This window comes from Campylobacter troglodytis, from assembly GCF_006864425.1.
Classification (GTDB): domain Bacteria; phylum Campylobacterota; class Campylobacteria; order Campylobacterales; family Campylobacteraceae; genus Campylobacter_D; species Campylobacter_D troglodytis.
In genome coordinates this window covers 19,750-32,435 of the sequence record NZ_QHLI01000032.1, presented here as the reverse complement: position 1 = coordinate 32,435, position 12,686 = coordinate 19,750, and the positions used below count along the sequence as shown (strand labels likewise).

Below are 12,686 nucleotides of genomic sequence, written 5' to 3'. Positions count from 1 at the left end.
CTTTTCTTGTCATTTTGAGATACTTCGGGCCTTGCTCTCAGAATGACAAATGAATGACAAGATAGCTTGTCATATTAAGCCACAATATCTCTATTTGCTACAATATATGAGATACTTCGGGCTTTGCTCTCAGTATGACAAAGCGGTGTTTGAGATACTTCTGGCTTTGCCCTCAGTATGACAAATGTCGGTGTTTTTGAATACTCAGCACACAGTCAATACTACAATTTTGTTAAAATGCTTTGCATTTGCCCAGCATTACAATTTTTGCCTTTGTCATTGTGAGCTTGTGTAGCAAACGAAGAATCCCTTTTGGAATTTTTGTCATATTGAGTTTTCGTAGCAAACGAAATATCTCTTTTTGAATTACGAGATACTTAGCACGCGCTCAGTATGACAAAGAGTCTCATCCTTGTCATTGCAAGCTTTCGCAGAAAGCGAAGAATCCATGTTTTTATTTTTGGATCCTTCGGTCGCTCCTCAGAATGACAATTTTTGCTTTTATCATTGCAAGTTTGCAAAGTAAACGAAGAATCTCTTTTCTTGTCATTTTGAGATACTTCGGGCCTTGCTCTCAGAATGACAAATGAATGACAAGATAGCTTGTCATATTAAGCCACAATATCTCTATTTGCTACAATATATGAGATACTTCGGGCTTTGCTCTCAGTATGACAAAGCGGTGTTTGAGATACTTCGGTCGCTCCCTCAGAATGACAAATGTCGGTATTTTTGAATACTCAGCACACAGTCAATATGACAATTTTGTTAAAATGCTTCGCTTCGTATGACAATTTTTGCCTTTGTCATTGTGAGCTTGTGTAGCAAACGAAGAATCCCTATTTAGAATTTTTGTCATATTGAGTTTGCAAAACAAACGAAGAATCCCTTTTAGAATTTTTGTCATATTGAGTTTTCGTAGAAAACGAAATATCTCTTTTAGAATTACGAGATACTTAGTACGCGCTCAGTATGACAAAGAGTCTCATCCTTGTCATTGCAAGCTTTCGCAGAAAGCGAAGAATCCACGCTTTTATTTTTGGATTCTTCGGTCGCTCCCTCAGTATGACAAATGTCGGTGTTTTTGAATACTCAGCACACAGTCAATATGACAATTTTGTTAAAATGCTTTGCATTTGCCCAGCATTACAATTTTTGCTTTTGTCATTGTGAGCTTGTGTAGCAAATGAAGAAGCTCTTTTGGAATTTTTATCATATTGAGTTTGCAAAACAAACGAAGAATCCCTTTTGGAATTTTTGTCATATTGAGTTTTCGTAGCAAATGAAATATCTCTTTTTGAATTACGAGATACTTAGCACGCACTCAGTATGACAAAGAGTCTCATCCTTGTCATTGCAAGCTTTCGCAGAAAGCGAAGAATCCACGCTTTTATTTTTGGATTCTTCGGTCGCTCCTCAGTATGACAAATGTCGGTGTTTTTGAATACTCAGCACACAGTCAATATGACAATTTTGTTAAAATGCTTTGCATTCTCTTAGAATGACAAAAATTCGTTTTAGAACTTCTTGATGTGGTTACACCAAAAGCTCTGCTACATATCTTTACTTAAAATATAGCAAGGATAGATACTTAGCACACTCTAGATAAAAAACAGTGCCTTTTTAAAAAAGCCCCTTAAAATTCAAGGCTTTAAGCTCGTTTCTAATTTGAAGCTTGATAATTAAAAAGTCTGTAATTAAGCTGCAAGCGATCTAAATTATCATATTTGTCAAAGAATTCAGCCTTTTGCAAAGTAAGCTCAAAGCTTTCTTTGTCCTTTGAATTCACAAAAAAAGCCTTTTTGCCCGCTGTGTCTTTGTAAAAAAAGCCCTCTTTAATCCCTCTTAGATAAATGCCCTCCTCATCAAGCCACAATGTGCCGTTGTAGGCAAAGTTATAGCGTTCATCTGATTTTGTATCAAAAAGATTTCGCCCTCCCAAAGAAAGAAATTCGCACTCATTTAGGCTCAGTGCGTAAAGTGTAGGGAAGATGTCCTTATGAGAGCCAAATTTATGTGGCTCAAAGTCAAATTTTCTTGCCTCAAAGTCTTTTGTGTAAGCATTTGGCACATATAGATAAAAAGGTGTGGCGTGATTTAACACAGGATTTTCATAAGCCTTTAAGTCCCTATAAATATGATCCCCACTCATAGCCACTACTGTGCTATCCTCAAAAGAGCTTGCTTTAATACTCTTAATAAACTCGCCAAAGGCATTGCTAGCATAGCTAAATGCACTTAGGCTTTTGTGAATTTTTTCCCTACTTTCTTGCGAGAAAAAGGCTTTTTTGCTTTCTAGCTTGTAAGATGGTGCTTTGAAATTCAAGGGCAGGGAGTAAGGTGGGTGATTTGAGGTAGTTAAAATCACTATAAACAAAGGCTTTGTAGTCTTTGATAAAAGCTCTAATGCGAATTTATAGGCAAATTCATCGCCCACCCCATACACACTTTGAAAATCCTTGCTTTGCGGATAATGCCTTGTTAAAAAATTACTATCATACACATCATTAACGCCAAGCGTATTCATATAATCTCCTAAATTTTGCCAAGCCCTGTTTCCTGAGGTGATGAATACTAGCTCATAGCCTGCCTTTTTATAAAGCTCAAAGGGAGTTAAAGGAAGAAGCTTATTTTTCACCCTACTAAGGCTTAAATTTGCACTGGGTGAAAGAAAAAATAGCGAGGCAAAGCTAGGTGCTGTGCCGTTTTGAGCCGATAAAAAATTCACAAAGGTGAAGTCTTTGGCTCAATTAAACTTAAGCGGATTTTGCCTTATCATTTTTAGCAAGATTTTATACAAAGCTTGAGCTTGAATTTTCGTCTTAATTGCGTTTCTTTTAAGTGAAACAAGAAATTTTCTTTTTTAATGCCTTTGAATTTAGCAAGTCTATGTTTAGCAAAGCCCTAGAAATTCACAATTGCATTTATGTGATTCTTAGCTAAACTCATTTTTTGAGTGTTTTACTCTAAATGTTCTTTAGCACCTTCTTGTAAAGTTACAAAACGCGTAACACGAAGCAAAAAATCCACCAAGCCATCATAAGCTTTCCAAGTATCGCTATAAATTGTGCTAGATTCTAAGTCTGTAAAGCTAGGTAAAATAGACAAAAGCTCGTTATTGGACAATACTACTTGAGTATAAATGCTAATGTTTTAACATCCCTTCTTGCCAAGTTACAAGACACATAGTGTAAAGTAAAAACACAGACATTTTTTTAAATGCTCCTAGCACTCTTTTGCCACGCACTCTTTTAGCACCCTCTACTAAGCAGTTACGAGCCTAGCGTTGTAAAAAATAACTCTCATCAACTTCGATTTCGCCTTGCGTTTTAGATATTTTTTCACATTCTTTAAGGGTTAAGATTCTAAGTTGCTTAACAATCTTAGATAAAAAATTGTGTGAAATATGACAAATTTTTGTAATTTTTATGGCTTTAAGATCTAAGATTCTTGTAAGGTTGCGAATGTAACTAAGCAACAAAATACTTTAAAATTCTTTAAATTTATCCTCTGAAATTCTGAAACTATCAATATGCTTGTTTTTTCATCGATAATATCATAACTTAAAGCTCTTTTATTAGAGTTTAGGTTTAATTGAGCCTAATGCAATTATAAGAAAAAACTCAAATATCACTGAAAATTCAAAAAATTCACAAAGCTTTATAATTAATAGTTCAAAATTAGCGAAAAGTTAGCAAACTTTTTGGGAAACAAGTTGAGAATAAAAGCAGATTAAATAAAATTTAAGCCAAGCTTGAGGTCTTTAATTTGATCTCTTATCTTTGGTTTGCAAAATGTCGCTAGATGCGATATAAGTTAATTTTTAATGGTGCGGTTAGCGAGATTTGAACTCGCACACGCAAAGCGCACTACCCCCTCAAGATAGCGTGTCTACCAATTCCACCATAACCGCATTAAGCTAAAATTTCAAAACTTTTGAAATTTTAGTCTAAAAATTCAAGGAAGGTTCATTTGAAAACTTGGACATTGTCAAAAAGATTAAATTTACGCAAAAGTTTTGCACAAAGGTATTTTTGTCATTGCCAAAATGATACTAGTTAAAAAATGCTTTTTCCTTGAAATATTTTTAACTGTGCTTTAACTTTGCCTTCTAAGCTATTTAAAAGACAAAATTTATTTAAAAATCAACTCTTTTTACGAAAGAAACAAACTTAATTTAAGCATAAATTCAAAAAGCCCTTTTGAAGATACGCTAATTTTGGTATCTCAAAAGGGCAAAGACAGCTTGAATAAATTTTAATCAAATTCAGTCAAGCTACACAGTGCTAAAACACAACTTTGTGTGAATTTCTAACACAAAATTCACAAAGCTTGAATAAAAAGCCTCACACTCCAAATGGATTAGCATAAAGTGCGATTAGAGCGATAACAAGTGCGTAGATAACCTGTGCTTCTATCATCGCAAGGGCGATGAACATCGTTGTCATCAGCTTACCGCCAAGTCCTGGGTTCCTAGCTGTGCCCGCGATGGTCGCTGCTGCTGTGTGTCCCATACCGATAGCCCCACCAAGTGCTGCTACACCAAGTCCCACGCCAGCTGCTAGAACAGAAAAGGCTTTGATGAAGCCCTCAGAATCAAGCCCACCCTCATGGGCAAACGCTACGCCCACAAATGCGAACGCTAGTAAGAGAAATTTTTTCATAATGTATCCTTTCTGCCACCTTGCAAGGCTAGTTCGGCTTGCGTATCCCTACTTAAAACCTAGCAAAACGACTTGAAAATTATAGCAAATTTTTTGTGAATTTTCTAAAATTTGACTTATAAAATTCCAAAAAGTGCAAAAATTGATAAATTTTTGTAAAAAATATAAGTAATTAATAATTTTTATTGTATAATAATTTTTAAGCGTTAAGCTTAAAACTAATTTGAAAGGACAAACAATGGCAGATTTTAGGTCATTAACTACAACTACAGGCCGTCCTGTAGGAGACAATCAAAATGTAATGAGCGTAGGACCAAGAGGACCCTTGCTTTTGCAAGATACCTGGTATTTAGAAAAGCTTGCAGCCTTTGATAGAGAAAGAATCCCAGAAAGAGTGGTTCACGCTCGTGGTAGCGGAGCTTACGGGGTCTTTGAGGCTACTGCTGATATTTCTCAATATTCAAAGGCAGCTGTCTTTAAAAAAGGCACAAAAACCCCTATGTTTATAAGGTTTTCAACAGTTGCACCAGAACAAGGAAGTGCAGATGCGGTTCGCGATCCAAGAGGCTTTGCGGTTAAGTTTTACACCACAGAGGGAAATTGGGATTTGGTGGGAAATAACACACCTATCTTTTTCATTAGAGATCCTTATAAATTCCCTGATTTCATACACAGCCAAAAAAGAGATTCAAAAACCCATGTGCAAGAGCCTGAAAGATGGTGGGATTTCTGGTGTCAAACCCCTGAGTCCTTGCATATGGTTACCTATCTTATGGGAGATAGAGGAATTCCAGCAAGTTACAGACATATGAATGGCTATGGAAGCCACACTTTTAGCCTTATAAATGCCAAGAATCAACGTTTTTGGGTTAAATTTCACTTCCATACAAATCAAGGTATGAAACACCTCACAAACGAAGAAGCAGCCGAGCTTAGAAGCAAGGATATGGACTCTCATCAAAGGGATCTTTTTGATGCCATTGCAAGAAAGGATTATCCAAGCTGGAAGCTGTCTATTCAAATAATGCCAGAAGCTGATGCGAAAACTTATAGATTCCATCCATTTGATGTAACAAAGACCTGGAGTCATAAGGACTATCCACTCATTGAGATAGGTACAATGACTCTTAATCAAAACCCAGAAAATTACTTTGCCGAGGTAGAGCAGTCAGCTTTCAACCCAGCAAGCGTAGTGCCTGGCATTGGTTATAGCCCAGATAGATTATTACAAGGTAGGCTTTTTGCTTATGGGGATACTCATAGATACAGACTTGGTATAAACCACCATCAAATCCCTGTAAATTCACCAAAACATGCAGCCCTTAGCACAACAGTTCGCGATGGCTATATGACAAATGGTGCTTATGGAGCAGCTAGAAACTATCAGCCAAGCGTTTTAAGCGGCTACAACGATGAGTGGCAGCTTAGAGAGCCTATCTTAGATCCTTTAAGCTTCCAAAGCGATGCGAGACTAGGTCAGTGGGATTACAGAGAGGATGATGATGATTACTACACCCAAGCAGGGGATTTATACCGCTTGATGAGTGCTGATGAGAAAGAAAGGCTTTGCCAAACCATAGCAGGAACTATGAAGGGTATAAATGAGAAGATCATTAAGATCCAATTAGAACATTTTAACAAGGCTGATGCAAAATATGGCGGCAGAATCGCAGAGCTATTAAAATAAGCCTTGCTAAGTAAAGGTGAGCCTTTAAGGCTCATCTCATTTTAAGGAGTTTGATATGCAAAAAACTATGAATTTAACACAAGAAGAACAAGAAAAGATGCAAGAATTTGTAAAGATGTCTTTTGACTTTGCTAGAAATAACGATGTAGATTCTTTAAAAATAATGCTTGAAAACGGCTTGAATGTGAATTTAGCCAACCACAAAGGCGACACACTCTTAATGCTTGCAAGCTATCATAATAATATAGAAAGCGTAAAATTACTGCTTGATTTTGGTGCAAATATAGATCAGACCAATGATAAAGGACACACGCCTCTTGCTGGGGTTTGTTTTAAGGGCTACGAGGAGGTAGCTAAAATTTTACTAGAAAGGGGTGCAAATCCTAACGGTGCTAGTGCTTCTATGCTAAGCCCCATAAACACAGCCATAATGTTTAGAAGGAAGGAAATCTTAAAGCTTCTTTTAAGCTACGCAAAGCCTAGCTTATTTCAAAGATTTGCTAAACTACTTAGTTTTGCCTAAGTTGAGCCTCAGTTTCGAGGCTCTTTAAAAAATCTTTAAAAATTGGCTCAATTAAACTTAAATCAAAGGGTTTTTAAGCTAAGTCCTATGAAAAACAAAAATCCATTTTCAAATTTAGCAGATATAATTTAAGGAATTTTAAGGTATTTTTTACTTAAGTCTCTTAGGTCCCTACCTTTGCAAGAATGCGCAAAGATACATTATATGGTAAAGTATGCCAAATTCGAGTTTGCAAAGAGGCACAAGCGCATAAATAAAATTATGAATTTTTTTACTTCGCTAATGCTCGTAACTTTAAGCAAAAGGAGCTTTGCGAAATTTAAACTTGCCAAATTTAATGGCCAAATAATAAAATTTTGTCTCTCATTTAAAAGAAACAAAATTGAGATATAGTAGCAAAATTTTAGGACAACATTCTCATAAAAATTTATTAAAATTGATAAGAAAAAATCTTGTTAAGTTTAATTGAGCCTAAAAATTTGTCTTGTTAAATGTACTTTTTTGTTAAAAAGGGCTATATATAAGGTATATCCAAAAGATATTTTTGCTAATCATTTGCTAAAATAAAAATCTTAAAAATTTAAATTAAGCTTTAATATATCTTTATAAAAATTCAATTTATTTTTTAGCCTTGAATTTTTAAGCTTGTTTGTGAATTTTAGAAAATTTTAAGATTTCAAGCCTGAATTTTTAAGGCATTAAGTAGCTTTGCGTGGTATTTCTTAGAAATTTTGTGCAAATTTTGATTTTTTAATGAAAATTTTATGAATTTTTGGCTTAAATTCTAAATCGTAAATGATCTTTCTTAAATTTTTAAGTTAAAATTAACAAATATACAAAAGACTAAAAAGAAGGGATAATTTTGAGTTCAAAATTCTCTAAGATAGGCTTCGTTTTAGCCGTGGCTGGTTCTGCTGTAGGGCTTGGCAATGCGTGGAAATTCCCCACACTCGTGGGACAAAACGGCGGCTCAGCCTTTGTGCTTCTTTATCTTATATTAACCTTAGGCGTTGGCTTTGTGATCTTCTTGGCTGAGCTTAGTATGGGAAAGCTTAGCGAAAAAGACCCTGTAAATGCCTACAAAAGCCTAGCTCCCACGCATAAGACGGCTTGGAGCCTAGCTGGCTGGGTTATGACGGGAGCCATTATAGTTGCTAGCTTTTATCTTGTGGTTATAGGCTGGGTGGTTCGCTATTTTGTAGTATCTTTTGGCACTCTTCCAGCCGAGTTGGCTCAAAGCAAAGAATCTTTTGAAACCCTACTCAGTCAAGAAGCTTTGGTGCAAATGCTTTGTTTTAGCTTTGTTTTTTTCTTTATCTTTTGGGTTGTTAGCAAGGGCATTAAAAGCGGTATAGAAAGGCTAAATGTCTATATGATGCCCACTCTTTTCATCCTACTTTGCTTAATGCTCTTTTACGCAGTTGCTAAAGAGGGCTTTGGGGAGGCAGCTAGCTTTTTGTTTGTGCCAAATTTTTCAGCCCTTAGTCTAAATTCCATACTTGCAGCCCTAGGACTTGCCTTTTTTAGCTTGTCTTTGGGAGTTGGCACCATTATGACTTACTCGGCAAGTTTGCCAGACCGTACAAATTTCATAACTAGCACCATTTGGATCATCATCATAAACATACTAATCGGACTTATGATGGGGCTTATAGTCTTTACCTTTATCTTTGAATTTGGTGCAGATCCTACCCAGCAAGGACCTGGGCTAATCTTCGTCTCACTAATGACGCTCTTTGCAAAGCTAGGCCTTGTAGGAAATATCCTAGCCGTAGCCTTTTTCCTCTCGCTATTTTTTGCTGGCGTAACGAGCGCGGTGTCGATGATAGAGCCTTTCGCCTTTTATCTCATCAACACCTACAAAATGAGCCGCCTCAAAGCCCTCGTGTACATAGGCATTGTAGTGTATGTGCTAGGCACGATGTGCGTATTTTCTTATATCTCAGCTACTAGCGAGGCTTTGACGCTTTTTGGAAAGAGCTTTTTTGACTGCCTTGATTACCTCTCATCAAATATTATTATGCCAATAGGTGGCATTTGTGCTGCCATATTTACAGGCTTTGTGCTTAAAAAAGAAGCCTTGCAAATACTTTTCAAGCCCTATATGAGTGGAATTTACTTTGAAATTTGGTATTTTTTCTTGCGTTACATCTCGCCCTTGGCTATTATCTTGGTTGCCCTAAATAACCTCTTTCCTCAAATTTTAACCTATTTGTGGAACTTTGTTTTGTTTAAATTTGTAGGAACTTGAAGTGAGGGGATCAAATTTGCTCTTTAAACTAAGCTTGATTTTTAAATATCTGTGTAAATTTTTTTACACAAAATTAAGAATTTAGTAAGTTTTCATTTAAAAATTCAAGCAAAGTATAATGAAAACTTTGTATAATTAAAACAAAAACTAAAAAGGTAGCTTATGGCGAAGAAATTCATTGACATTATGGACACAAGTTTTAGAGACGGCTTTCAGTCCGTTTATGGTGCAAGGGTGCTTATAGAGGACTTTTTGCCAGCTGTTGAGGCAGCAAAAGAAGCAGGGCTTAGGCATTTTGAATTTGGAGGGGGGGCTAGATTTCAAAGCCTTTATTTTTATCTTAATGAAGATGCCTTTGAGATGATGGATAAATTTCGTGCTGTTGTTGGAGAAGAGGCAAATTTACAAACCCTAGCAAGAGGGGTAAATACAGTAACCCTTGACACAGGAAGCTCAGAGCTTATTGATTTACACGCCAAGCTTTTTAAAAAGCACGGCACCACAACAGTTCGTAATTTTGATGCCTTAAATGATGCTGAAAATCTTAAATTCAGTGCTGAGTGCATCACAAAACACGGCTTAAAGCACGAGGTGGTCGTTACCTTGATGGATCTTCCTGCTGGTTGTTTTGGAGCACACGATGTAGCCTTTTATGAAAAATCTCTAAAAGAGATATTAAAGGCTGAAATTCCCTTTGATAGTGTCTGTTTTAAGGATGCTAGTGGCACCTCAAATCCTAATAAAATTTATGAAACCATAAAAATGGCAAGAAAGCATTTGCCAAGTAGCACCCATCTAAGACTTCACACCCACGAAACAGCAGGAGTAAGCGTGGCTTGTTATTTAGCTGCCCTTGAAGCAGGTGCGGATGGAATTGATCTAGCTGCTGCTCCTGTAAGTGGTGGCACAAGTCAGCCTGACATACTTACTATGCTACACGCTGTTAAGGGGAAAAATTACGATCTTGGTGGGCTTGATGAGGAGAGAATTTTAAAGTATGAAGAGGTGTTTAAGGACTGTATGAGGGATTATTTTTTCCCTCCAGAGGCTAGTATGGTAAGTCCTTTAATCCCCTTTTCTCCTATGCCAGGAGGAGCATTAACTGCAAATACTCAAATGATGAGGGACAATAAGATCTTAGATAAATTCCCAGAGGTGATCAAGGCTATGCGTGAGGTGGTCGAAAAGGGAGGCTTTGGATCCAGTGTAACCCCCGTTAGTCAGTTTTATTTCCAACAAGCCTTTAATAATGTAATGTTTGGCAAGTGGAAGAAAATCGCAGATGGCTACGGCAAAATGGTTTTAGGCTACTTTGGCAAAACGCCAGTGGCACCTGACAAAGAAGTAGTTCAGCTTGCAAGTGAGCAATTAAAGCTAAAACCCACAAAGGAAAAGGCACTTGATCTAGCCAATAAAGACGAGACCAAGAGCTTGGAATTTACAAAAAAAGAGCTTGAAAAAGAAGGCATTGAGACAAGCGAGGAAAATATCTTCATAGCAGCAGCTTGTAAGGAGAAGGGCATAGCCTTTTTAAAGGGAGAGGCAAAGGTAAATGTGCGTAAAATTTCACAAATGCCAAAGTCTGTCAGTGCTGATGAGAGTAAATTCACAGTCTCAGTAAATGGTAGCAAATACCATGTAGAGGTTCAAGCTGGCTTTGATGAAGCTGTGAGCGTTAAAAGTGTCAATAAAGTAGAATCTACAAGCCCCACAAATTCACAAACTTCAAGTGCAGCAAGTGTCGATGCAAACGCACAAGGAATTCAGGCTAGTATTTCGGGCAATGTATTTAAGATACTTGTGGTCGAAGGGGATGAGGTTAAGGCAGGTCAAACCGTCTTTGTCTTGGAGGCTATGAAGATGGAGATTGAGGTAAATGCACCAAAGGATGGCATTATAGATCGTCTTTGCGTAAAGATGGCTGATAGTGTCAGCGAGGGGCAGAATTTAGCTATTTACAAATAAGGATGATTGATGAAAATTAACGGCTTTGAGAATTTAGGTTTAAGTGATGTTAAAGAGATCTTTTATAATATAGACTATGAGGAACTTTTTAAGCACGAGGTGCAAAACAAAGAAGGCGAACTAATAGACAATGGCACCTTTTGCGTAGATACGGGCATCTTCACAGGCAGAAGCCCAAAAGATAAATACTTCGTCAAGCAAGATCCCTCACAAAAATTTATATCCTGGGGCAAGATCAACCGCCCCATCACAGAAGAGCTCTTTAACAAGCTCTTGCAAAAGGCAAGAAAGCAGCTTTCAAATAGCGACATTTATGTCCAAGATGCTTATTGTGGTGCAAGTTTAAGTAGTAGAAAGGCTGTTCGCTTTGTTACTCAGGTGGCTTGGCAAGCACATTTTGTTAAAAACATGTTCATTCGTCCAGCACGAAGCGAGCTTGCAAATTTTAGCCCTGATTTTGTGGTGTATAATGCTTGCAGATGCGTAAATGAGGACTATGAGAAGGATGGCTTAAATTCAGAGGTCTTTGTAATTTTTAATGTGGAAAAAAATATAGGAGTAATTGGTGGCACCTGGTATGGAGGCGAGATGAAAAAGGGCATTTTTTCTATGATGAATTACTGGCTTCCTTTGGAGGGCAAATTTCCTATGCACTGTTCGGCAAATGTTGGAGAAAAAGGCGATACAGCCTTATTTTTCGGACTTTCAGGAACAGGCAAAACCACACTTTCAACAGATGAAAGACGAAAACTCATCGGCGATGATGAGCATGGCTGGGACGATGAGGGGGTGTTTAATTTTGAGGGTGGTTGTTATGCAAAGTGCATAAATTTAGACCCTGCAAGTGAGCCTGAAATTTACGCAGCCATAAAGCGAGATGCCCTTTTGGAAAATGTAGTTTTAAGACCTGATAAAAGTGTAGATTACGCAGATGCTTCAAAAACTGAAAACACGAGGGTGTCTTATCCTATTTATCATATTAAAAATCACGAAAAAACCCTAAAAGCACCCCATCCTCAAAATATCATCTTTTTAAGTGCCGATGCCTTTGGTATCCTACCTCCTGTAAGTAAGCTTACAAAAGAACAGGCTATGTATTATTTTCTAAGTGGCTACACAGCAAGGATACCAGGCACAGAAAGAGGCATCACAGAGCCAAAATCCACCTTTTCAGCTTGCTTTGGAGAGCCCTTTATGCCACATCATCCAACAGTTTATGCAAAACTACTTAGCGAAAAGATAGACAAACACAAGGTAAGTGCCTATCTAGTAAATACAGGCTGGATGGGAGGTAGCTATGGGGTAGGCAAGAGGATGAGTATAAAAGCTACAAGGGCTTGCGTGAATGCTATCTTGGATGGGAGCATTAAAGACTGTGAATTTGAGAATTTTGAGGTGTTTAATTTGGCTATACCAAGAGCCTTGGACGGGGTTGAAACCCAGCTTTTAAATCCGATCAATGCTTGGGCTGACAAAGAAGCCTACAAGGAGGCTAGGAAAGAATTAGCTCAAAGATTTATCAAAAATTTCAAAAGATATGAAGATGTGCCTGATGGGGTTAAATTTAGCAAATTTGGACCAGATCTAAGATAAAAG

General features: G+C 37.3%; 8 protein-coding genes, 1 tRNA gene and 1 pseudogene. 6 read left to right on the top strand and 4 right to left on the bottom strand.

From position 1 onward, the window contains the following. Positions 1 to 49: 49 nt before the first annotated feature. Positions 50 to 181: a hypothetical protein gene (locus DMC01_RS15960; RefSeq protein WP_282432283.1), complete on the top strand. Its 132-nt coding sequence runs from the start codon at positions 50 to 52 to the stop codon at positions 179 to 181. Positions 182 to 1,663: 1,482 nt separating this feature from the next. Here the strand turns inward: DMC01_RS15960 and DMC01_RS07690 are convergent. The 4 genes and pseudogenes from DMC01_RS07690 to DMC01_RS07675 form a co-directional block, all read right to left on the bottom strand. Next, complete coding sequence (locus DMC01_RS07690) at positions 1,664 to 2,728, bottom strand: LTA synthase family protein (protein ID WP_142693662.1); 1,065 nt, start codon at positions 2,726 to 2,728, stop codon at positions 1,664 to 1,666. Positions 2,729 to 2,746: 18 nt separating this feature from the next. Continuing rightward, a pseudogene (locus DMC01_RS07685) lies at positions 2,747 to 3,484 on the bottom strand (transposase). A gap of 343 nt (positions 3,485 to 3,827) precedes the next feature. After that, positions 3,828 to 3,913: transfer RNA gene (locus DMC01_RS07680), tRNA-Leu, on the bottom strand. Between the two features lie 433 nt (positions 3,914 to 4,346). Then, a complete protein-coding gene (locus tag DMC01_RS07675) occupies positions 4,347 to 4,664 on the bottom strand; it encodes a F0F1 ATP synthase subunit C (protein ID WP_142693661.1) in 318 nt (105 codons plus the stop codon). A gap of 238 nt (positions 4,665 to 4,902) precedes the next feature. Between DMC01_RS07675 and DMC01_RS07670 the strand changes: the two genes are divergently transcribed. The 5 genes from DMC01_RS07670 to pckA all read left to right on the top strand — a co-directional run bounded on the left by DMC01_RS07670 (position 4,903) and on the right by pckA (position 12,683). After that, entirely contained in the window at positions 4,903 to 6,351 is a 1,449-nt protein-coding gene (locus DMC01_RS07670; RefSeq protein ID WP_142693660.1) for a catalase, read from the top strand. Between the two features lie 67 nt (positions 6,352 to 6,418). Beyond that, on the top strand, positions 6,419 to 6,874 hold the full coding sequence (locus DMC01_RS07665; protein WP_142693667.1) for an ankyrin repeat domain-containing protein: 456 nt from the start codon (positions 6,419 to 6,421) through the stop codon (positions 6,872 to 6,874). 862 nt (positions 6,875 to 7,736) lie between these two features. Next, positions 7,737 to 9,125: a sodium-dependent transporter gene (locus tag DMC01_RS07660; protein WP_142693659.1), complete on the top strand. Its 1,389-nt coding sequence runs from the start codon at positions 7,737 to 7,739 to the stop codon at positions 9,123 to 9,125. Between the two features lie 162 nt (positions 9,126 to 9,287). Next, complete coding sequence (locus tag DMC01_RS07655) at positions 9,288 to 11,090, top strand: biotin/lipoyl-containing protein (protein WP_142693658.1); 1,803 nt, start codon at positions 9,288 to 9,290, stop codon at positions 11,088 to 11,090. Between the two features lie 9 nt (positions 11,091 to 11,099). Continuing rightward, a complete protein-coding gene (gene pckA, locus DMC01_RS07650) occupies positions 11,100 to 12,683 on the top strand; it encodes a phosphoenolpyruvate carboxykinase (ATP) (RefSeq protein WP_427846106.1) in 1,584 nt (527 codons plus the stop codon). The last annotated feature ends 3 nt before the right edge of the window (positions 12,684 to 12,686 follow it).